A 22,194-nucleotide genomic window follows, 5' to 3' on the forward strand; every position below is an offset into this window, starting at 1 on the left:
ACCTCGTCGTTTGGCCGCAGCCGCTTACGATGGAAGCTTGAAGCGCAGCACGTTCCAGGAATGTTTCGGCAGACGCACCGTCAGCTTGCCGTCCGACAGCGCGGCTCCGCTGCCTTGGCGCGGCGCGACCTCGTTCGGGCTGCCGGCCGAATTGCCCGCCTTGGAATTGTCGTGATCCATAACGATATATTCCAGCAGCGCAATGCCTTCGAAGCTTCGCAGATCGCAATCGAGCTCAAGCGCTTCCTCCAGGTGACGGTTCACGGCAAAGACGATCACTTCTCCCGCTTCCTCGTTCAGCACGGCAACCGATTCCAAGTAAGGCACGTCGGTAAAATCCTTGCTATCGTACTTGGCGGACGTCACCTGCGATTGCAGCACCGTACCGCGTCCGAAGACGGAAACGTGCATGTAAGGATAGAAAATCGTTTGTTTCCAAGCCGCTCCGCCCTTCTCCGTCATAATCGGAGCGATGACGTTAACAAGCTGCGCCTGGCAGGCGATCTTCACGCGGTCGGCATGCTTAAGCAGCGTAATGAGCAGCGTGCCGACGACAAGCGCATCTTCGAGATTGTACACATCCTCAAGAATATGCGGAGCGACGGCCCAGCGGTTCGGGTTGTCCGCGCCGGTATGGTACCAGACGTTCCACTCGTCGAAGCTGAGCATAATCTTCTTCTTGCTTCTCTTCTTCGCTTTCATATAATCGCAGATCGAGATAACGGAAGAGATGAAGGAATCCATATCGAGCGACTTGGCCAGGAAGTTCGCCGAATCCCCGGAGCGGTTGCCGTAATAGCTGTGCAGCGACAAGTAATCCACGTAATCGTACGTATGGTCGAGCACGGTCGCTTCCCAATCGGCGAATGTGTCCATGGTCTGGCTGGAGCTGCCGCAAGCGACCAGCTCGATCGACGGATCGACCCATCGCATCGCCTTCGCCGCTTCCGCCGCAAGGCGTCCGTACTCGGTCGCCGTCTTCCTGCCGATCTGCCACGGCCCGTCCATTTCGTTGCCCAGACACCACGTTTTGATATTATGCGGGTCCTTCCATCCGTGGGCGATCCGCATGTCGCTATAATAGGAGCCGCCGGGATGATTGCAGTATTCCACCAGATTGCGCGCCGCGTCCACGCCTCTCGTGCCCAGATTAACGGCCATGTTCACTTCCGCGCCGACCGCTTTGCACCATTCCATAAATTCGTTCGTGCCGATCTCGTTCGTCTCCGTCGACAACCAGGCCAAATCCAGCTTGCGCGGACGCTCCGACACGGGGCCGACGCCGTCCTCCCAATTGTAGCCGGATACGAAGTTGCCGCCCGGATAACGGATGAGCGGCACCTGCAGCTCCCGCACCATCTCCATGACATCCTTGCGGAAGCCGCGCTCGTCCGCCAGCGGATGCCCCGGCTCATAGATGCCCTCGTACACCGCGCGTCCCAGATGCTCCACGAAGGAGCCGTACAGCCTGTTGTCTATCTCTCCTGCCACATAACGGCGATCGATCGCCATCGTTGCTTTATTTGCTTGATTCGTCATTGGAATTCCTCTTTTCCTGCATGATTTTGCGATAGTCGCCCGGATTCATCCCGGTCAAGTTTTTGAAATTCAAGTACAGATGGTTCGTATTTTTATAGCCGACCTTCTCGGAAATTTCGGCGATCGACAGCCGCGGGTCCTTCAGCAGCCTGGTCGCTTCGTCCACGCGAATCCGGTTCATATAATCGTTAAAATATTGGCCGGTCTCTTTCTTGAACAGTTGGCCCAAATACCCCGAGTTGATATAGAACAAATTCGCCAGCTTCTTGAGATTGATTTCCTCCCAATAATGGTCGCGAATATAAGCGACGATGCGCTCGATGCCCGATTCGGGCGGCTCGTTCCTCGTTCGCTCCAGAAACAGCGCAATCGTGTCGACCAGCTCGCCCAGTCTCCGTCTAAGCTCGGCCTCGCTGCGAGTCTGCGCGATCCAGTCGGCATCGGGAAACAGATTGCCGTACAGCCCTTTCCAATCCCCGCCCGCTTCAACCACGACGTCCGACAGCCGGATCGTGGCCTGAAGCAGTGCCAAGCGCACTGTCGCAGGCGTTGCGGAACGACGGCTCAGTTCTGCCAGCAAGCGTTCAAGCTCGGCGGCGGCCTGCGCTTTATCGAGCTCCTTGACGGCCGCGCACAGCCGGTCCGGATTCCATTCGAGCGACCAGGCGTCCAAGGAGCCGTTCACCTCGTAGCCGGAGTAGATGCGCTCGGCGCCGCCGAAAAAGCGCAGCCCCAGCGCTTCGCGCGCATTGTCGTAAGACTGCGGAATACGCTCAATCTGTCCGACCGTCCGGCCGATGCCGATATGGATCGATTCCTTCGTGTACAGCTCCGTACATTCCACCATACGGCGGCAGAGCGCCTCCACCGATTTTTCCGACAGCTGAATATCGTCCCCGGCAAGCAGCACGCCGAACTGGTCGTCGCTCACCTCGAACAATGCCCCGACCCCGGAATCGCGCAGCATTTCCTCCAAAATATTGCGCACCGCAAACTTCTTCAGCCGAATTTCGCTTTCGGGCAGCTCAAGCAGCTGTTCTCCGTATTCGCTCAGCTCTACTAGCAGCACGGCGAAATAATGGCGCTGGAGCAACGTGTGCCACCTCGTCGACTTGGACATATCCTCCTGCACGGACTCGCCCTTCACGAGCTTGCGAAAGAAATAGTCGTGAATCCATTCCGACTTCTTGCGCTCTTCGTAGCTGGCGTTCAGCTCCTCTTGCAGATCCGTTTTGACGTCGGCCAGCTCCGCGATCAACTCGGCCGGATCGATCGGCTTAAGCAAATAGCTGTTCACGCCGTAACGAATCGCGTCTCGCGCATATCCGAAATCGTCGTACCCGCTTAAAATAATGATTTTCGCGTCCGGATTGCGCTCCTTGACTTTTCGCGTCAGCTCCAGTCCGTTCATGGCCGGCATCTTGATGTCGGTAATGAGCAGATTCGGCTTCTCGGCCAAATACAGCTCCAGCGCTTCCTCCCCGTCGCCGGCTTCCCCGACGATCACGAAGCCGTGCTCCTTCCAATCGATAATCCGCTTCAATCCGGCGCGAATGTCGTATTCGTCGTCGGCGATGATCACTCTAAACATGCGGCTCCTCCTTTCCGGACGCCCGTTCCGCATCCGCCGGAATTTCCAGAACGACGGTCGTCCCCAGGTTGACCGCGCTCTCGATGCTCAGTCCGTAATCTTTGCCGTACTGCAGAACGATGCGCTCGTGAACGTTGCGAAGCCCGATCGAGCGGCCTTCGACGCGGATGGCGTCTTTCATCGTCAAGGACGCCCGGATGGACGATAGCCGCTGTTCGTCGATTCCGACGCCGTCGTCTTCAACTGCGATCCGCACCCTGTCTCCTTGCCTGCGAATTCGCAGCGCGATGCTGCCGGAGCCTTTCTTGTTCTCGATCCCGTGCTTGATCGCGTTCTCCACGATCGGTTGAATGATCAGCTTCGGGATGCTCATCTCCGCCAGCTCCTCGGGAATGTCCAGCTCGTCGGATATTTTGTTGCGGAAGCGGTATTTTTGAATATCCAGATAACAGCGTACGAGTTCGATCTCTTCTCGAACCGACACGATGTTGCCGTGCCAATTGAGCGACTTCCGCAAAATTTTGGACAAATTCAGCACCATATCGGACGCTTCGCGCGGATCGTCCGAAGCGATCAGCTTCATGCGAATCGACTCCAGGGTGTTGAACAGAAAATGCGGGTTGATCTGGCTCTGCAGCGCGTACAGCTCGGCCTCCCGTTTTTTCAATTCCGCGTCCTTCAAGGAGAGCCCGGTTACGTAATTGTCTTCGATAGAACGCTCAAGGCCGGCGACCATCAGGTTAAAGCTGCGCGTCAATTGACTGATCTCGTCGCCGGAATCGCGTTCGGGCGCCCGGATGAACAAGCCCTGTTTCACTTTGCCCATCGTGCTGACGAGTTGGCGAACCCGGCTCGTGATCCTTCCGAGCAGCAGAGTAAACAGCAGGAACGAGACGAGCAGCGTCGATCCGAGCACGATCAGTCCGACATTGCGGACATATCGCGCCTCCGTCAGCAAGCTGTCGATCGGCACTTGCGTAATTAGCGTCCATGCAGGCATATTCTTGCCGTCGATCGGAACGGCGATCGTCTTGAATTGTCCGGGAGATTCGCCGACGATCGGCTTGCCCGAAGCGCCGCCGGCGCTTGCGAACTCATCCGGCACTTTCTTGCCGATCAGTTGGCGGTCGTTCGAGGAAATAATGCTTCCGTTAACGTCCGCCAGAGCGATCGTCTTCTCCTTCGGATCGCTCTCGCGAATGAGCGCGTACAGCCTATCCTCGGGAAACTTCAGCTCGATGACGCCGTAGAGGTCTCCGCTTGCGTTGCGAATCGTGCGGCTGACGTAAATCTCGTCCGCTTCCTTGCCCCACACGACCTCCCTGCCGGCTTCTACGGCGCGGCGATACGGGTGAAACAATTCGACAACGTCGTCCACCTTGCGGTAAATGCCCAAGCCGGGAAGCAGCGTGTCGTTGAGGAAATAAATCGACAGCTTGGCCGTAGCCGCATCCAGCGTAAAATTGTACGTAATCGGCTTCAAATAATATTGGTAAGCTTCAATACTGTCGATATAATCGCTGTAGTCCATCGCCGGGTTCAAATATTCCTGCAGCTGCCGATCGAAGCTGTAATGCGTGGCCAGGTCGGCGTACTGCTTCAATAAGTCCTGCACGTTGTTGGCGCTCTGCCGCGACGATTCCTTCGTCAGCTCCGTCGTTTGCCGGATAATCTGATTCTCGGATACTTTGAGCAGCACTTGGGCGATCAGCAGCAGAGGCAGCATAATGGCGAACAGGTATAAGAGGATGAGCTTCGCCCTCAAGTTGTAAGATTTGAAATGAAACAGCGATCGCAGATTCATCCGGACCTTCCCCCATCGCAAGCTATGATGCCTCCTATGTTAACATATCGTCCTAGCTCGCCCCAGACGCTTCCTCCGGCGGGAGCAGACGGAAGTCAAACGGTTCGTTGCGCCGGCAAACCAATTCGCCGTTCTCGACCGTCAGCTTGGCCACTTGAATCGACGTCCTTCGATATTTGTACGGCTCCATATCCTCCAACGTATAGCCGATTCCGGCATATTCCTCGTCCCGCTCCGGATGCGTAAAGTAGAAAATAAACGCCTCGTCGCCTTGCACGAGCACCTTCGGATGCCCGCCCTTCGCTCCGTCTTCGTTGCGTGTGCCGCGATCGCGCAAAATGTTGTTCGCCTGTCTCGTCCACGTCTCCAGATCGTCGGAGCGATAGACGGCGAGACCGTCCCACGGATCGGTGACCATCCAGTAGGAGCCTTGAAAATGAAACACGTTCGGTCCTTCATGGTGGCAATCGGTAATGACGGGACCGACGCGCGTCCAGCTGTACAGATCGTCGCTGTCCGCCGCATACGTGTGCGCGCCTCCGGAATCGAATCTGTACCACATTCTCCATTTTCCGCCGGGCAACCGATGAACGCAGGCATCGATGGAATTGACGCCCAGATCGAGAATCGACTGATACGTCCAATCGAACAGATTGTCGCTCGTATAGTGAGCGATATAGCTGGGTCCGATGAACGCGCTGGGAACGCCGCGAATATACGTCAAATACATATGGTATTTGCCCTCGTGCCAGATGACCTCCGGCGCCCAGAACGTATTTCTTCCTTTTTCGAACTCCACTCCTTGCATAATTCCCCGATAGATCCAGGTCCGGCCTTCGTCCGGCGTCGAAGCGAGCCCGATATCGAGGCCGTGGCACCAGGATACGGCTTGCGCGTCCACATTGGCGCGCCTGTTCGTGTAGATCAGCCACCAGCATTGCTCCTGACGGTTCCAGATCACCGTCGGGTCCGCCGCTCCGTCATGTATCGGATCGCGGAACATCGGCGCTTTGGGCGGCCTCATCGTCTTCGTCGTTGTCATTCTGTCCGTCTCCTTCACGACGCCCGTCGCACCAATAATGGAACAGGGGGTCTCATAAATAAAAAGAGTCGTATGAAAGATGATCGATAGAGAATTGTCGTGCATGTATCCCGCATTTTAAGGAGATACACGCACTTTTTTTCATCGATCATCTTCCATGACTCTACTTATGAGACAGTACCTGTCTTAGGCTGCAAGCGCCGGTTTTCGTTATTGCTGCAATTCGGCAAGCTTCGCTTTATTGGCTTCCATGCCCGCCTTGTAGAACTCCATGACTTCATCGATGCCCAGCTTCTTCAGATCGTCGATGAACTTCTCCTTCGCCGCCGCGAAGTCGGCGTCGTTCTTGGAGTAAATCACCTTGGCGACATTCGTATTCAAGTAGTTGGAAATTTTCGTTTCGTTCGTTGCCAAGCTGTTGCTCGAATCCATGACGACCGGATCGATCAGCGACGTATCGGCGATCACGACTTCGGTTTGATCGAAGATTTGCGTCGGGTATTCCAGATTGTTCTCTTTGATATACTCTTTCTCCGGCTCGCTGTAGCCCTTAGTCCACAGTTCAGGAGAATTGTCTCCGTAACGGGTAAACCAGCCGTTCGGATTTTTCCGATGTCCGTTAACGATCATAAGCGGCGCCAGGTAGTTTTTGCCGATGATTTTCTTCTCTTCCTCGGTCAGCTCCTCGGCCTTCACAACCGGCTTGCCGTCGACCATATTCCAGGTGTAGCCTTCCGGCCCGTTCCACATCAGCTCTGCGCCTTCGAACGAAGCGGCCATATTCAGGAAGTCCATCGCCTTGTCGGCATGCTTGGACGTTTTCGGAATCGAAATTTTCATCGAGCCGCCTACCGGCTGGGAGAAGCGCAGCTGCGCGTAATCTTTGCGCACGTTCAGCATCGCCGGAATGAAGCCTCTGACCATGTCCTTCTTGTCGACGATCTCGTTGTTCGGCCAGCCGATCTGCCAGTTGGCGATTCCGAGATGGTAGCGGAGCGCTTTGCCTTTATCCTGAACCTGCTGGCCTTTCATCGTAGCGGATTCCGGATCGAGCAAGCCGGCTTGGAACACTTTATTGTAGAACGCCATCGACTGCCAGAACTCGTTGTCCGGATCGGAAAACCGCGGCTTGAGCGTATTCGTCTCCATATCGAAATAGCTGAAGCCTTTGACAAGCGCTTTGCCCTGATAATGCGCCTGGTTCCAATCGACATAGTCGAATCCGTTCAGATCGGCGAACGGAATGCCCGTCAAATACGTCTTCTGGCCGTCTTCGGTCTGAGGCTCCAGTTTGTTCGCTTCGATGCCGTATTGCAGCAGCTCGTCAAAGCTCTTCGGATCGCTCAGTCCCGATTTCTTAAGCAGGTCCCCCCGGAGCTGGAACACAAGATCGTAGCCGGAAGGATACACGTTCTCGTCTCCGACGATATTCGGGACAAAATAAATTTGCTTCGTGTCGTTGGAGAACATGGCGCGACTGTAGTCCAAGCCTTGCTTGATGTTCTTATCCAGCTCCTGGCCGCGCGTCTTGATCAGCTCGTCAAGCGGCAGGATCAAGTCGTTCTTAAGCAGCAGATTGTTCGTCTCCGCATCGTCGTTGTAGATCAAATCCGGAAGCTCGTTGGCCGCGATCAGCGTTCCGAGCTTTTGCTTGGCGTCGCCGCCCCCCGTATAAGGAGAGAAATCCAGCTTTACGCCGATCCGCTTCTCGATTTCTTTCATCTGCGGATTGTCGATAATGTTCGTCGGCACGTTGGCCGTGCTGATGAACACTTTAAGCGTGACGACTTCCTGCGATTCGCCGCTTCCGGAAGCTGCGCCCGAAGCCGGAGCGGAGGCTTGGCCCCCGTTCGACGAATTGTCGGACGAGCAAGCCGCGGTAAAGACGAGAGCGGAAGCCGCCAGCACGGTAACCGATTTTCTAAGTTTCTTCTTCAATCTGAACCCTCCCATGATGAATAATGATGTGCTTCTATCTATTCGGCCTCAAGGACCGGAATAGCCCGAAATGGCTTAGCCTTTGACCGCGCCGATCATAATGCCTTTTACAAAATACCGCTGCAGGAACGGATACACGGCCAGCACAGGGAAAATGACGATGACGGTAATGGCCATCCGAATCGACTGCGGCGTAATGTTGAACGCCTCGTTGCCCAGCGCAGCCATCATTGCAGCGTCCTTCATGCTGTAGGACTGGGTCTGCAGAAACTTCAGCAGCATAAATTGCAGCGTGAGCAGAGACTGGCTGCTGTTGTACAGCAAATTATCCATCCAGTTGTTCCATTGCCCGACCGCGGCGAATATGGCGATCGTAGCCAAAATCGGTTTGGACAGCGGCACGACCAGACTCCAGAAAATGCGGAAGTATCCGGCCCCTTCTATCAATGCCGCTTCTTCCAGTTCGGCGGGAAGCTGCTCGAAAAACGTTTTGATCAAAATCAGAAAAAACGCGTTGATCATGCCCGGAATGATGTACACCCAGAACGTATTGAGCATGTGCAGCTCTTTAATGAGCAAGTAGCCGGGGATCAGTCCCGCGCTGATGTACATCGTGAACACAAGCACGACGTACATGAACTTGCGCATCGGCGTATCCTTCTTGGTCAAGCCGTAAGCGAACATTGCGCAGCCGATCAGCGTCAGCGCCGTTCCCGACACCGTTCGGGCTACCGAGACGAAGAAGGGACGAAGCACGTCGTTCTGAGTAAAAATCGTCTCGTAATTGACCAGCGTGAATCCTTTCGGAAACAAATAGCCGGGACTGCTCAGCACTGCCTTCGGATCGGAGAACGAATATACGATGATAAAGTAGAACGGGTAAAAGCATAATATCCCTAGTATCGCTAGAAAAACGTAATTGAGTACCGAAAATGTTTTTTCCGAGAGCGAGCTCATGTCATCCCATCCTTTCCGCGCCTACAGCACCGAGCTGCCGTTGATACGTTTGCTGATCGCGTTCGCGCCCAGCAGCAGCAAAATGCTGACGAGCGATTTGGCCAGCCCGACCGCCGTTGCGTACGAGAAGGCGATGCCTTGCAATCCCGTCCGATAGACGTAGGTGTCCAGGTTGTCCAGCTTCTCGACGACCATCGGGTTGCTGAACGTAAACATCTGTTCGAATCCGCCGCCGCTTAGCATGCCGCCGATTCCCAATATGAACAGTACGACAAACGTCGGAAGCATGCCCGGAAGCGAGATGTGCCAAGCTTCCCGGAAGCGGTTCGCTCCGTCGACGCGGGCGGCCTCGTACAGCTCCTGGTCGATGCCGGCCAATGCAGCCAAATAGATGATCGCTCCCCAGCCGAGCCCCTTCCACATGCCGACCAGCGTCTGGAAAACCCAGGCCGCGCTCGGATCGGCGAGAATGTTGCTCGGCGTTTTCCAAATGCCCAGCTCCAGAAACAGCTTGTTGATGACGCCATCTTCCACGGAGAAGAATGCGAAGAAAACGGAGAAAACGATAATCCACGAAATGAAGTTCGGGAACGACGTTATAATCTGAATCGTCTTGCGGAACCACTTTCTGCGAACCTCGTTCAGCAACAGCGCCAGCGCCATAGGCGCGGGTGAAACGAGCAGACCGAGGAAACTAAGTACGAGCGTATTGCGCAGCGCGCGATAAAACTCGTCGTCCGCGAACATTCTCTCGAAGTGCTTAAAGCCGACGAACGACTGCGATAGCATGCCTTTGCCGGGAAAGTAGTCCTGAAAGGCCATAACCCATCCAAATATCGGAACATAAGCAAATACTAATACGAGCAGGAAAAATGGAACGGTCATCAGCATCAGCGGCAGCTTCACGCTTCTGAAACGGCTCCAGTCGGCGGGTCGGCTTCGGACTTGACGCTTGTCGCCCGCTTGAGCTGCTGGTTGATTCATAGCGGTGTATCCCTCCTTGGCAGGCTCCAAGCGAGCTTACGAGCCTTTCCCGAATTGACCGGACATCACGGCCTTGATCTTATCCAAATCCGCTTTAGGACGGCGATCGTAGGTGAGCAAGCCGTTGATCTCCTGCTCGACGTCCGTCAATTGCGTGTAGCAGAAGCCCTGAACGACCGGAGAGTGCAGCAGCGGTCTGACGACGGCTTCAAGCTTCGCGAGGAAATCGTCCGCGTTTTCCGCGCCCGAATATCCCCAGCCTTCCCAGTCGCTCATCTTGAACGCGATGCCTCCGAACTCGGAGACGAGAATCGGCTGATCTTCGTATACGGTATCCCCGACGAGCAGACAGCGCCCCGCAGGACGGGAGGCGACGGCTGTGGCAGTGTCGGAGTACCGCTGCTCCAGCACGCTTTCCTGCCATTCGTAGTCGTGAATCGTCAGCAGGTCGGTGCGCATCTGCTCCCAGCCGTCGTTCGACACGACCAGCCGCGTGCGATCCAGCGATTTGACCAAATGATACATGGCAAGCGCGTGATGCCGCTCCTTCGCATCGTCCAAAATGTTTGGCACGCCCCAGCTCTCGTTCAGCGGCACCCAGGCGACGATACAAGGATGGTTGTAATCCCGCGCGATCGACTCCTGCCATTCGGCGGTAAACCTGCGGATGTAAGTTTCGTTCATCTCGTAGGCGTTCGCCGCTTCTCCCCAGACGAGCAAGCCGAGCTTATCGCACCAGTAGAGATACAGCGGGTCCTCCAGCTTCTGGTGCTTGCGCGCTCCGTTAAAGCCCATCGCCTTCGTATATTCCACGTCCCGCTTAAGCGCTTCGTCCGTTGGGGCGGTGAGCAGTCCGTCCGGAAAATAACCCTGGTCCAACACGAGCTTCATAAAATAAGGCCGGTGGTTGAGGCAGAGCTTGCCATTGTCGACGGAAATCTTGCGCATGCCGAAGTAGCTTTCCGCGCGATCCGTCTCTACGCCGTCCACCGTTAGCGACAGCGTCAGATCGTACAAGTTCGGATGCTCCGGCGTCCACCAGCGTCGCCAAGGGCTGTCGTGGTAATTGAAGTCGTTCAGGCTGAGCGTGTACGTTTCGATCGACTTGCCGATACGAAACGTTTGTTCCGCCACCGTCTGTCCGTCGAACCGGGCCGTCGCCTTCAGCTCGACTTGTCCCTCTGCCGTCTCCAAGCCGCTCGCGAACGCTCTCAGCTCGACCGTGTTCGTCACAATGTCGGGCGTAAGCAGCACACGGTCCAGCCTCGTGCCGGATACCGGCTCCAACCAGACGGTCTGCCAGATGCCCGTCGTCCGCGTATAGAAAATCGATTCCGATTTGTACTTCCAATACTGCTTGCCTCGCGGCAGCGAGATGTCGCGTGAATCGTCCTCGGCCCGCACGACAAGCAGGTTATCCCCGTCGATCAGTTCGTTCGTGATGTCCGCGCTGAACGGGGTATGCCCGCCTTCGTGCTCGGCGACTTTGCGTCCGTTCACCCATACCGTCGCGCGATAATCGACAGCTCCGAAATGCAGCAGCGTATGGCGTCCGGCAAAAGCGTCGGCCAGCCGAAATGTCCTTCGATACCAGACAACGTCGTGACGCTCCTGAGACGCGATGCCGCTAAGCTTGCTCTCATAACAGAAAGGAACGTTGATCTCTAAGGCGAACGGCCGCTCCCCTTCCTGCCAGCGCTCCCGCAAGCCTATGCGGGCGTCGTCGAATTCGAAATCCCACTTCCCGTTCAAATTCATCCAGTCCGCCCGCACGAATTGGGGCCTTGGATAATGCTGTCGCTCCATGCCGATTGCTCCTTGCTTCTTGTTGTCTTCCGGCCGTGTCGGCCGATCGCTTACAGAGGTTGTTCAAAAGTCCAATTTTGATCACGAAGTATCCCTTGAAGCATACTCGACATCGAATCTTGAATTCAGCCGGTCCTTCCGGTGCTCACGTAGCTTCTACTACGCTCCGCTCCTCATTCCCTGTCTTCATCCAACCTTCCAGGATGCATGGGCGAGCAGTTCGCCGAAGGCGAACGACCAGCCTCGGTGCTGAAAATCGGACTTTTTGAACTTTCGCTTGAATTCATCATAACGGAGCGGCCAAGAACGGACATTTCATAAATTCATGGTCACTTAGTCAAAAATTTATAGAATTTAAGCGAATTCGCTCCGCGAGCGGCAATCGCTCGATCTCGTCGATCGCAAGCCGGCCGAAGCGCTCCTCCAGCTCGGACAGCGGCTCAAGCTGCGCTATCGTGCACCAGGTCAGCCAGACGCCGATCGGACGGTAGACCATTTCGGCGACGCCGGCCCCTTCTTCGATAAAGCCCCGATGCGAGTAGCCCTTGCCGCCGTCCCAGTCCGCAGGCCGGTTGGCGTTATGCTGCAGCAGCAGCGCCACCTGCAAATAATGCTCGTCTCCCGTGAACAGGTACAGCCGATAATACTGCGCCGGCTTGTACGCCATGTACATATCGACGTAGGAATGGCCGGTCGCGACCAGACTTCTGCCGATCAGGCCGTCGGTCAGCGGCGTTCCGGATTGGCGGTCGGCGGCGACCGGATACGACCAGGCGAATACCCATGTCTCCGTGTAGTCCGCCGCGGCTCGGAACGCTTCCAGCCATCTCGATTCCCCGGTCGCCTCGTATAAGGCGAGGAACGCGTTCATCGCCATCGTGCCCGCTTCCTTATCCACCGTGTTGTCGTTATCCGACGTCCCGCCCACGTACTGGAACTTGGCGTAAACATGCTCGTAGCAAAACTCTCCAGCAGCGACCGCCGCCGCCAAATAACGCTCGTCTCCCGTTACGCGATGCAGACGAAGCAGGAAGCGGATCGGGTTGGACGTATTGAACTTTCCTTCGTGCGCCGGCTTGCCTTCCAGATCGTACAACCGGAAGTAGCTGCCGTCCTCGTTCTGGTTGTCCGCCAAGAAGTCGCCAAAGCGAACGGCGAAGCCTAGCCAAGCGTCGCGCCGCTCGCCCGCGTCCGCCAGGACGTTGTAGGCATCGAGCGCGCCTTCCATGCCGTCCGACATCGTCCTGAGATCGACGTCGCGGTTCGTGAAAATGCCGGTTTCTTCCCAATACGGCTCATACCAAGTTTTCGGCAGGCCGCAATCCGTCATTGACCGGTTAACCCAGAAATCGACGATTGCGCTTCCTTGATCGACCAAGGTTTGATCGCTTGAACGGAGCCCATGGCGGATCATCTGGTAAGCCGCCGGCAACTGCTGGCCGACGAAGCCCATTACCATCGCGTTGCCGGTAATTTCTCCGTCCGGCAGCGAGGTTTTGAACGGCAGGCCGACGACTCCATTATAATCTTGGCAATAATCGCCGAGCAGCTTGAGTCCGTTGTCGTATAGGGCTTGAACGTCGAGCCGTTCGACCTGCGGGCGGAATCGGGCGAATACGGATCGCCATTCCCGCGTGATCGCTTCGGAGAATGTGGACGCTCCGTCGTCGAAGCGAATGACGATGGAAAAACGGTGGGAGAAACCGGCGCGAACCGGATGGCTTCTCCGTACCCACGGCACGCTGCGGGAGACGTAATTGATCTCCCCCTCCCACCCGGGGTACAAGTAGTCGAGCCTCACCCGTCCCTCGGGGGTCGGTCTATGCACGCCAAAGCTGCCGAAGCGGACCGATTCGTCCACGAGCCACTCCGGGTCGGTCTCGTCGGCTCCCGAAGACGGTTGGCCACCGGCGCGACTGATGGAGACCGTAGCCCCGGTATGCTTATCCCTGAGCATCAGGAGCGGCAGCGGCAGCCGCATTTCGCGGATATGAATGTCGCAATGTCCGTAATTGCTCGCAATGGCGCCGCCCACGACGTTGCCTCCGCCCCCGTACCATACGCCCGGCGCGAACGCGTCGTATTCGTGCAGCGACTGCTCCGATTGAGGATAGAAAGAAAGCCGGGACGTAAAGCCTTCCGCATCCTCTCCCGCCGTTTCCACATGCACCTCCCGGCTCCATTCAAAGGACAACCCGTCCGGGTCGCGGGAGAAAGGCAAGATCGTATCCTCGATGCGGAACGTTGCACCTGAATCCGAACACAGCGTGCCGCTCAGCCGCAAACAGCCGTCCGCCGCTTCGGCTCTGTCGTAGCCTCCCGTCAATTCCGCAGCCGTGCCGTCCTGCCGTTTGATCCATAAGCTCAGCGGCTCAGGCTGAAATCCGAGCCGTTCCTCCGCCTCGTCGTCAAGCGCTCTATAACACGCCAATAGAAGGCCGCGCGATCCCTCCTCGACTCGCCAGATCGTTTGCCGCGCTTGAATTGCCGCTTTCGTATGAAGCTGATTCATTTGTACTCCTCCTTTCGCTGTTATTCGAATCATAGTCGGAGGAGTTCGCGGCAGCTATTCAAAAACTGATGAGATTCCGGTCAAAAATTAAGGATAAGCCGAATCGCACGCAAAAATCGCCGGCGATGAGCAATCGGCCGGCGATAACAGCAATATTTAGTTTTCCGGGCGCAGTACGCGAATGCCGAACACTCTGGCGATTTTGCGGTCCGTCCTGGATTGGAAGCGTAAAGTCATGCGGCTCTTGCCTGCCGTCCATTCCGCAGGAATCGGATAACGCACCTGTACGAAGCGGTTGACCTCGTCCTCAAGCGTCTCGATCGGCTCTCCGAGCGCGCGACCGTCCAGCAGCACATCGTAGCGGTTGACAGGCTCGACGATCGTCGCCAAGGTGAGAACCAGCTCGGCCGGCTCGTCGGGCAGAACGTCAATTCGGCACGAAAACCAGCCGTTCAGCCACGCTTCCCTGAACTTTCGTCCGAACATTTCTCCAACATGGCTATTTTCGCCCTGGAATTCGTAATCGCGCTCCGGCTGCATTTCTCCCGGTTGAATGAATACGACCGTACGATGATCCCATTTCCGATTCGTGGCAAGCGCTTCGATGTACCGCCGCTTCTCCTGATCCCACTGTTCGGGAGTGAACAGGTCCCAATAAACCGTATAACGCCGATCGTACAGCCGATAGAACGGAACGAGCCGGACATCCCCCTCCTCATTCGCGCCCGTCAGCCGATAAACTCCCGGTTCGTCCGCCAGCTCTTGAAAGCTTTGCAGCAGCTCGTTCTCCCCTTGCTTGATGAGAACGGTCGTCGGCGCGCCCGCATCCGCCGCAAGCTCGCCCAAATCTCCCGCTAATACGAGCGGTCCGCGCAATAGAGCGATTCTGCTCGCATTATCGGGCATCGCTTCCGTACGGATAGACATCGGCAGCTCGATTTCCACGCAGTCGCCGTCCTTCCATTTTCTGCGCAGCGGCACAAAGCTTGAAGGTTGGCGCCCCGACACCGCTTCCTCATTTCCGTTTATGCGAATGGAGATGCCTTGCGACGCCCAATACGGGTAGCGGACGTGCAGCGTAAACTCCGCATCGGCAGCTGCGCGTACGGTAAGACGGATGCGGCCGTCCAGCGGATACGCCGTTTCCTGAACGATTGTAGCTCCATGACGCTCCCAATGCAGCTCGGAAGGCGCATATTGCGCAACGAACAGATCATTTTCTCCTTCGTAATATATGCCTCCGCCGTAAGAGGCGTGGTTCTCCATTCCCGTGCCGTAGCAGCAGGTAAAATCCTCAAGCAGCGTCTGGAACCGCTTATGCCCGCCCATTTCCAGAGAGAGACAGTACACGACGCGGCCGTCCTGCTTATGCTGGGAAGCAAGAATATGGTTGTACATCGCTTTCTCATAGTAATCGGCCTGTTCCGCCAATGCGTGCCAGCCGAACAAATGCTTGGTCAGCTTTAGCATGTTGTAGGTGTTGCACGTTTCGCAGGTGCCTTCGGACAAGCACAGATTAAGCTGCCCCGGGTCGCCGAAGTGCTCGTTCAGGCTGTTGCCGCCGATGACATAAGAATGATCGTGTACGACAAAATCCCAGAAATGCTCGGCTATCCGTTTGTATTTCGGTTCTCCGGCGATCTCGAACTGCCGCGCGGCGCCGATAATTTTCGGAATTTGCGTATTGGCGTGAAAGCCGCTCAGCTCGTCGCGTCCTTCCGTGAGCGGATCGAGCAGCAGCCTGTGATACATCCTGTCGGCAAGCTCGCCGAAGACGGCGTCTCCCGTGTCCGCGGCCAAATCCGCCAGCACCTCGTTAATGCCGCCGTATTCGCATCGCAGCACAAGCTGCATCTGTTCGTCGTTCAAAGCCGCGAAGACGTCGACCAGCCACCTTCCCAGCTTCTCCTCGACAACCAGCGCTTGCCCGTTGCCTGTTAGCCGATAGGCGTCGCGCAAGCCTGCATACAGCTTGTGCATCGTATAGAGCGGCGCCCAACCGCCGTTCAAATCGAAGCCCAGCGTGCGGATGTCGCCGGACTTCACTTCCTGGAAAATCTTTTTACCGCGAGGGATTGCCGATAGGAATCCGTCCCCGTGCGCGTTCTGACATTCCGCCAGTTCTTCCACGATGTAGTCGACGATTGGCTTAAATCTCTCGTCTCCCGACGCCGCCATCATCGAACAAGCGGACAGATAATGACCTAACGAGTGACCGGCAACGCCTGCGTTCTCCCAGCCCTTCTCGTAGATCGGCGCTTTCGGAGTCAAGCCCGCGTATTCGCGAAAGCGGGACAGCAGCTTGTCGGGCTCCAGCAGCAGCAATACCTCCGCATTCAAATCCATTGCTTCTTTCAGCGGGCCTCCGGTCAATTTGACGTGTTTCATTGTAACTGCGGTTAAGCTCATCCTCTCGTCCTCCTCGGCGGGTTGCGCATGCGCTTCTTCACTCTTAACGCTACAGCATATATAATCGTGAAGTAAGATCGAGAACGGACGTTCATTCGTACGATTTGAACCAATTGCCGCAAGGAGGCATGGCCATGCTGATTTTCCCCGCGCCGCCTTTCCCCTATGTTCTGCATTCGGGATTTGCCGCGCTCGAAGTCGGAGAACGTCATCTGTCCAGAAGAAATCTCGATTGCTTCGATCTGATCGTCGTATTTCGGGGGCGTCTATATATGGGAGAGGAATCGTCCGTCTGGACCGTGGAGGCAGGCGAATATTTGATTTTGCGGCCCGATCTGTACCATTACGGAGCCGATGTCTGCGAGGAGCGAACCGAGTTCGGCTGGGTGCATTTTCGCGCGGCGGGGGAATGGCACGACGAGATGCCGAAGCGCCTGCCGGCGGAAGAACGCGCGCTGCTCGCCCTCCCGCAGAAAGGAACGGTTCGCACCCTGCAGCATACGATCGAGACCTTAACGGAAATCGACGAGCTGCAGCATCGGGGGGAAAAACTGCGCAGAACGCTGCGCCGACAGCACGCGTTTCAAGAGATGCTGATGCTTTTCGAGCCGGCCGGCCTTGAGGATCAATCGCCATTGCAAGCGCAGCGAGTAGCCGCCAACGCCGCGAATTGGATCGAGGAGCATTATTCGCTGCCGCTGACGGCCGCCGCAATCGGCAAGGCGCTTAATTTTCACCCTGCATACGTTGCCAGATGCATGAAAACGACATACGGCCTGACCCCTCTCGACTATGTCAAGCAGGTCAGGCTTCGCAATGCCCAAAGGCTATTGATGGCGACGGACGAATCGATCGACGGCATCTCCGAACGGGTCGGATACGGGAGCAATACGTATTTCGCGCGGCTATTCGTCCGCCAGTACGGAATGACGCCTTCCGAATTCAGGCGGTCCTATCGTTAAACGAGGGAACGGCGATCACGACGGGAAATTCCTCGGAACACCCCGTTAACGGCCGTCCTTTTCCCCGATCCTTTCATACAGATAGTCTACGATATGCATCGCTTCCATCCGGTCTTTCGCGCCGTGCTTCTCGATTCCGTGTTTCATCTGCAGCAGGCAGCCCGGATTGCTCGTCAACAGGTAACGGGCGTTCGTCGCATTGGCGTGCTCCATTTTATGCTCGAGAATTTGCCCCGCCATCTCCGGCTGGGTAACGTTGTAGATGCCCGCCGAGCCGCAGCAGCGGTCCGAATCCTTCATCTCGCAGAAATGGGCGCCCGTCACTTGGTTCATCAGTTCTCTCGGCGCAGTCGAGCTCTTCATGACGTTGCGCAGATGACAAGAGTCCTGGTAGGTGATCGTCACCGGAGCCGCGGCCGCGGCGGCATCCGCTTCGGCAAACTCGGGAATGCGGCCTTTCTCCACAAGCAGCTTGCTGACGTCGACGACGCGCGGAGCGAACCATTCGCCAAGCTCGCGATATTCCGGGTCTCCGCTTAGCAGATGATCGTATTCGACGAGCAGAGCTCCGCACCCGCCGGCATTGGAGACGATGTACTCGACGCCCGCCTCGCGAAACGCCTTGACGTTGACGCGGGCCAAATCTCTCGCTTGATCCATCTCGCCGCTATGGGCATGAAGAGCGCCGCAGCACACCTGAGTCTCGGGGATCACGACCTCGAAGCCGGCCTCGGACAGCAGCTTAACCGTATTGACGTTCGTGTCCGCGAACATGACGTCCATAATGCAGCCGCGGAACAGCGCAACGCGAGCGACCTTCTCCCCCTTCGCCGGATAGACTGTGCCGAGCCGCTCGACGACGCCTTTGCCGGTGGCGTCGGGCAAAATTTGCTCCATCTCGCGCAGATGCTTCGGAAACAGCTTCATGATGCCGGTTCCCCGGGCGATCTTGCGCAGGCCGGACTTCTGATAGAGTGCAAGCGATCGCCCCAACCACTTGAGCCTGTTCTGATGAGGGAACACGCCTTTGAACATCAGCTTGCGAATGCCTTTGATCGGCGCGCTGTGTTCGGCATGGTCCTCGATCGCGTCGCGGGCCTGTTCGATCAGTTGGCCGTATTTCACGTCCGCCGGACACGCCGGCTCGCAGGCCCGGCAGCCGAGGCAGTGGTTCATCTGGTCCTGGAACGCCTGATCGGGGTCCATCAGTCCGTCGGCCACCGCTTTCATGAGCGCGATGCGGCCGCGCGGCGATTCCGGCTCCAGTCCGGTCTCCCGGAACGTCGGACAGGCGGGCAGACAGAACCCGCAGCGCATGCAGTTCGTCAGTTGGTCGTAATCCAGCTTGGCGAGCAGCGTCTGCGCCATCGGGTTGGCATGCTGAATGTCCGGCTTCCGCTTAATTGTCGTAGATGCGCCTGGATTAGCCATGCTGAATGACCACCCTTTTTCTCGTTTCCTTGGCGAAAATTTTGCCCGGATTGAGCAGATTGTCCGGATCGAACGCCCGCTTGATGCCTTTCATAACCTCGATGCCCGCACTGCCGATCTTCCATTCCAGGAACGGCGCCTTGACCAGCCCGACGCCGTGCTCGCCGGTAATCGTGCCGCCCAGATCGATCGCCGCCTCGAAAATTTCCTCGAACGCCTGCTCCACGCGATGAACCTCTTCCTGATCCCTGGCGTCCGTCGTCGCCGTAGGGTGCAGATTGCCGTCTCCGGCATGGCCGAACGTGGCGATCGAAACATTGTATTTGCGGGCGATATCGTTGATTCGCAGCACCATGTCGGCGATGCGCGAGCGCGGTACGGTCGCGTCCTCCAATATCGTCGTTGGCCGAAGTCGCGCGAGCGCGGTGAAGGCGCTGCGGCGCGCCGTCAGCAGCTTCTCCGCCTGCTCCCTCGTCTCCGCCACTTCAAGCCGGTCCGCCTGCTCCGATACGCAAATTTCCCTGATCAGATCGATGTCGCGTTCCACTGCCTCCGGATCTCCGTCCTGTTCGATCAGCAATATCGCTTCCATATCTCTCGGCAGTCCCAGCTTGGCGAAATCGTCGACGACGCGAATCGTCGGATTGTCCATAAACTCCAGCGTCGCGGGGATGATCTTCGCCTCGATGATTCGGGACACCGTTCTTGCCGCTCCGTACAGGTCCTTGTACATCGCCAGCATCGTTTTTTTGCTTTTCGGCGGCGGGACAAGCTTCAGCGTCGCTTCGGTAATGATCGCCAGCGTGCCTTCCGAGCCGACGAGCAGCTTGGTCAGATCGTAGCCGGCGACGTCCTTCATCAACTTGCCTCCGGTGCGGATGATCTCGCCGTTAGCGAGCACCGCTTCCAGTCCGATGACGTAATCCTTGGTCGTCCCGTATTTTAGTCCGCGCAGCCCTCCCGAGCATTCGGCGATATTGCCGCCGAGCGTCGAAATTTTCATGCTGCTCGGATCGGGCGGGTAGAACAGTCCGAGCGATTCGATATGCGCGGTAAATTCCGCCGTAATGATGCCCGTCTGCGCAGTCGCCGTCAAATTTTCCATGTCGACTTCCAGAATGCGGTTCATCCGGTGCATAACCATGACGATTCCGCCTTCAACGGGCACTGTGCCTCCGCACAAATTGGAGCCGGATCCCCGAGAGACGATGGGAATGCGATATTCGGCCAGCACCTTCATAATTTCGGACACTTGCTTCGTGCTTTCGGGATAAATGACGCCGTCGGGCAAGCTTTGCAGCATCGGCGTTCCGTCGTAGGAGTGGGCTACGAGCGATTGCCGGTCGTCTTTGAAATGTTGGTCCCCTACGATCTGCCTCAAACGTCGGGTAACGGCAGCATCCAGCATGCGGGAATCCTCCTTAAATGATCGAAAATTAGTCAGGTCATCTGATGACTTTGTGTTCATTATATTTCAATTTTGTAGTATTGTATAGACTGTAGAGCATTGAAGTTTCGTTGGGCGAGACCGTGGCCCGATCATCCCATATCCAAGAGAGATCAATTTGCGGCGATAGAGGAGACTTGAGCATGCGGCAGATGAAAATAGAAACGCCCAAGGGGCATGAACTGGTTGCAGAGGATATTTTGCGCCGCATTCGAGAAGGAGAGTGGCAGCCGGGGCTGCGCCTTCCTTCGGTGGTCGAGCTGGCGGAGGCTTACGGCGTCGGCCGATCCACGATAAGGGAGGCGGCCAGCGCGCTTAAGGCGATGGGCTGGCTGGACGTAAGACACGGGGGCGGCACATTCGTTAAGGAGGAGCTTCCGAACGAAACGAAAAGCGGAGCGGAACGGCTGTTTCAAGGAGCCGATTCGCTGATCGAGCTGCTTGAGGTTCGCCGCACGCTGGAGATCGGAGCGGCTTCGCTGGCCGCGGAAAGACGGACGTCCGCAGACGTGGCCAAGCTGCGCAAGCTGATCGAGACGATGGAATCGTGCCTCGAGCGCAACGACACGGCCGAAGGCGAGCGCGCCGACGCGGAATTCCATATGGCGATCGCGGCTGCATCCGGCAACTCCTTGTTCGTACAACTGATGGAATCGCTGTCCGACCGCTTCGCCGGATCGATCCGTCAGACGCGCGAGCTGTGGTTTTATCGGGAGAAGGCGACCGCCTCGCGCCTGCTGGACGAGCATCGCTCCATCTTCGAAGCGATCGAAAAAGGCGACAAGCAGCGGGCGACCGAGCTTGTCTCCGCGCATCTGAGCAAAGTCGAGCATGTGCTTAGAGAAGCTTTATCGAAGTAGGCGAAAGCTAAGGATCGAGCCGCTTTTTCCTCCAATCGATCCTTTCCGTCTTCATTCGAGCAAAATAGTACTCTTTTCCCCCGACGATCCAACATCCTTTTCTTCGATAACTCTGTATGATGAAAATCGTTATGAAAATTCATTTGCAGAAGGAGCAAGAAGCCGTAAAAATGATGAGACACACGTATTTGGAGCCTGCCGTTTTGAATGTCGTGTTCGCGCTGCGGATCAAAGCCGCCAGTAAAGCAAAAGCTTTCGAGTCTGCCATGTGCCAATTGAGCGAAAGAAATCTGAGCCTGGACCGCATCCGGTTAACCGACGAGCAAGGCAAAAATATCTGGTTCGCGGTGGAAAGAATCGAAGCGATCCGTTGGACGGCCGTCGTCTCGACCGGCTTCAGCCACCAGTTCCAGGTACACGGCCAAATCCGGCTCGCAATCGTTCCTGAGCGGAGCGCCGCAATCCCACTGCCGCTTCCGCCGTCCAGCGAATATCGCCTTCCCGGCTCGAAGCTGTCGGATATGCCGGTATGGGTTATCCCGACCGTCGGAGAGCCGGCATTCGCGCACGTGCTCGGCCAATCGCTGGAGCGGCGTCTGCCTTGCAGCACCTTTTCCCTGACAAGCGCCGTTTGAAGAGCGAGGCTTTGAAGAACGACAAACAGAATAGTTTGCTATGATCATACAAAAGAATGGCGGAACAAGGAGATTCTCCCTGCTCCGCCGTTTTTAGTTTTTGAATGATCGAACTAGTTACTGCCGCCCTATTGCCCATTTGAGTTTATGCCCTACGAAGAGACCTCCGCGAGGAAAGTTAGTCGAAAAACATCCATGACAACAAAGAGCGTTGCCACCCCCTGGAATGAAAATTTTCCGTATGCATCCAATCGTAGCTTTTGAAAGCCGCTTATAC

General features: G+C 56.6%; 15 protein-coding genes. 3 read left to right on the top strand and 12 right to left on the bottom strand.

Features of this window, described 5'->3' with window-relative positions:
• Nucleotides 1-24: 24 nt before the first annotated feature.
• The 10 genes from arfA to DFP98_RS04050 all read right to left on the bottom strand — a co-directional run bounded on the left by arfA (nt 25) and on the right by DFP98_RS04050 (nt 16,582).
• Nucleotides 25-1,539 carry an arabinosylfuranosidase ArfA gene (arfA, locus tag DFP98_RS04005; protein ID WP_116059258.1) on the bottom strand — a complete coding sequence of 505 codons (1,515 nt, stop codon included), beginning with the start codon at nt 1,537-1,539 and terminating at the stop codon, nt 25-27.
• The gene (locus tag DFP98_RS04010; RefSeq protein ID WP_181917474.1) at nt 1,520-3,130 is read right to left on the bottom strand and encodes a response regulator transcription factor; all 1,611 of its coding nucleotides are present in this window, start codon (nt 3,128-3,130) and stop codon (nt 1,520-1,522) included. Before DFP98_RS04010 ends, arfA begins: the two co-directional genes overlap by 20 nt.
• Nucleotides 3,123-4,934, bottom strand: a complete 1,812-nt coding sequence (locus DFP98_RS04015) for a cache domain-containing sensor histidine kinase (RefSeq protein WP_116059260.1) — start codon at nt 4,932-4,934, stop codon at nt 3,123-3,125. Before DFP98_RS04015 ends, DFP98_RS04010 begins: the two co-directional genes overlap by 8 nt.
• Before the next feature lie 52 nt (nt 4,935-4,986).
• Entirely contained in the window at nt 4,987-5,976 is a 990-nt protein-coding gene (locus DFP98_RS04020) for a glycoside hydrolase family protein (RefSeq protein ID WP_246016405.1), read from the bottom strand.
• Nucleotides 5,977-6,186: 210 nt separating this feature from the next.
• Nucleotides 6,187-7,914, bottom strand: a complete 1,728-nt coding sequence (locus DFP98_RS04025; protein ID WP_181917475.1) for an extracellular solute-binding protein — start codon at nt 7,912-7,914, stop codon at nt 6,187-6,189.
• Between the two features lie 75 nt (nt 7,915-7,989).
• Complete coding sequence (locus tag DFP98_RS04030; protein ID WP_116059262.1) at nt 7,990-8,871, bottom strand: carbohydrate ABC transporter permease; 882 nt, start codon at nt 8,869-8,871, stop codon at nt 7,990-7,992.
• A gap of 21 nt (nt 8,872-8,892) precedes the next feature.
• Nucleotides 8,893-9,855: an ABC transporter permease gene (locus tag DFP98_RS04035; protein WP_116059263.1), complete on the bottom strand. Its 963-nt coding sequence runs from the start codon at nt 9,853-9,855 to the stop codon at nt 8,893-8,895.
• Between the two features lie 36 nt (nt 9,856-9,891).
• Nucleotides 9,892-11,661 carry a glycoside hydrolase family 2 protein gene (locus DFP98_RS04040; protein WP_116059264.1) on the bottom strand — a complete coding sequence of 590 codons (1,770 nt, stop codon included), beginning with the start codon at nt 11,659-11,661 and terminating at the stop codon, nt 9,892-9,894.
• 337 nt (nt 11,662-11,998) lie between these two features.
• The gene (locus tag DFP98_RS04045) at nt 11,999-14,173 is read right to left on the bottom strand and encodes a glycoside hydrolase family protein (RefSeq protein ID WP_116059265.1); all 2,175 of its coding nucleotides are present in this window, start codon (nt 14,171-14,173) and stop codon (nt 11,999-12,001) included.
• Between the two features lie 156 nt (nt 14,174-14,329).
• Entirely contained in the window at nt 14,330-16,582 is a 2,253-nt protein-coding gene (locus DFP98_RS04050) for a glycoside hydrolase family 127 protein (RefSeq protein ID WP_116059266.1), read from the bottom strand.
• 134 nt (nt 16,583-16,716) lie between these two features.
• On the opposite strand from DFP98_RS04050, the gene DFP98_RS04055 reads away from it, so the two are divergent.
• A complete protein-coding gene (locus DFP98_RS04055; protein ID WP_220377048.1) occupies nt 16,717-17,544 on the top strand; it encodes a helix-turn-helix transcriptional regulator in 828 nt (275 codons plus the stop codon).
• Nucleotides 17,545-17,589: 45 nt separating this feature from the next.
• On the opposite strand, the gene DFP98_RS04060 is transcribed toward DFP98_RS04055, so the two are convergent.
• Both DFP98_RS04060 and DFP98_RS04065 read right to left on the bottom strand, forming a co-directional pair.
• On the bottom strand, nt 17,590-18,975 hold the full coding sequence (locus tag DFP98_RS04060; RefSeq protein WP_116059268.1) for a (Fe-S)-binding protein: 1,386 nt from the start codon (nt 18,973-18,975) through the stop codon (nt 17,590-17,592).
• The gene (locus tag DFP98_RS04065) at nt 18,968-20,383 is read right to left on the bottom strand and encodes an FAD-linked oxidase C-terminal domain-containing protein (protein WP_116059269.1); all 1,416 of its coding nucleotides are present in this window, start codon (nt 20,381-20,383) and stop codon (nt 18,968-18,970) included. The genes DFP98_RS04060 and DFP98_RS04065 overlap by 8 nt, the downstream gene beginning before the upstream one ends.
• 182 nt (nt 20,384-20,565) lie before the next feature.
• On the opposite strand from DFP98_RS04065, the gene DFP98_RS04070 reads away from it, so the two are divergent.
• Entirely contained in the window at nt 20,566-21,282 is a 717-nt protein-coding gene (locus tag DFP98_RS04070; protein ID WP_116059270.1) for a FadR/GntR family transcriptional regulator, read from the top strand.
• Between the two features lie 131 nt (nt 21,283-21,413).
• The gene (locus DFP98_RS04075; RefSeq protein WP_220377049.1) at nt 21,414-21,917 is read left to right on the top strand and encodes a hypothetical protein; all 504 of its coding nucleotides are present in this window, start codon (nt 21,414-21,416) and stop codon (nt 21,915-21,917) included.
• The last annotated feature ends 277 nt before the right edge of the window (nt 21,918-22,194 follow it).

The sequence above is a fragment of the Cohnella phaseoli genome (assembly GCF_003386235.1).
Taxonomy (GTDB): Bacteria; Bacillota; Bacilli; order Paenibacillales; family Paenibacillaceae; genus Cohnella; species Cohnella phaseoli.

Coding starts and splice junctions, on each gene's coding strand:
- arfA (WP_116059258.1), bottom strand. CDS start 1,539: ATGACGAATCAAGCAAATAAAGCAACGATGGCGATCGATCGCCGTTAT.
- DFP98_RS04010 (WP_181917474.1), bottom strand. CDS start 3,130: ATGTTTAGAGTGATCATCGCCGACGACGAATACGACATTCGCGCCGGA.
- DFP98_RS04015 (WP_116059260.1), bottom strand. CDS start 4,934: ATGAATCTGCGATCGCTGTTTCATTTCAAATCTTACAACTTGAGGGCG.
- DFP98_RS04020 (WP_246016405.1), bottom strand. CDS start 5,976: ATGACAACGACGAAGACGATGAGGCCGCCCAAAGCGCCGATGTTCCGC.
- DFP98_RS04030 (WP_116059262.1), bottom strand. CDS start 8,871: ATGAGCTCGCTCTCGGAAAAAACATTTTCGGTACTCAATTACGTTTTT.
- DFP98_RS04035 (WP_116059263.1), bottom strand. CDS start 9,855: ATGAATCAACCAGCAGCTCAAGCGGGCGACAAGCGTCAAGTCCGAAGC.
- DFP98_RS04040 (WP_116059264.1), bottom strand. CDS start 11,661: ATGGAGCGACAGCATTATCCAAGGCCCCAATTCGTGCGGGCGGACTGG.
- DFP98_RS04045 (WP_116059265.1), bottom strand. CDS start 14,173: ATGAATCAGCTTCATACGAAAGCGGCAATTCAAGCGCGGCAAACGATC.
- DFP98_RS04050 (WP_116059266.1), bottom strand. CDS start 16,582: ATGAGCTTAACCGCAGTTACAATGAAACACGTCAAATTGACCGGAGGC.
- DFP98_RS04055 (WP_220377048.1), top strand. CDS start 16,717: ATGCTGATTTTCCCCGCGCCGCCTTTCCCCTATGTTCTGCATTCGGGA.
- DFP98_RS04060 (WP_116059268.1), bottom strand. CDS start 18,975: ATGGCTAATCCAGGCGCATCTACGACAATTAAGCGGAAGCCGGACATT.
- DFP98_RS04065 (WP_116059269.1), bottom strand. CDS start 20,383: ATGCTGGATGCTGCCGTTACCCGACGTTTGAGGCAGATCGTAGGGGAC.
- DFP98_RS04070 (WP_116059270.1), top strand. CDS start 20,566: ATGCGGCAGATGAAAATAGAAACGCCCAAGGGGCATGAACTGGTTGCA.
- DFP98_RS04075 (WP_220377049.1), top strand. CDS start 21,414: ATGAAAATTCATTTGCAGAAGGAGCAAGAAGCCGTAAAAATGATGAGA.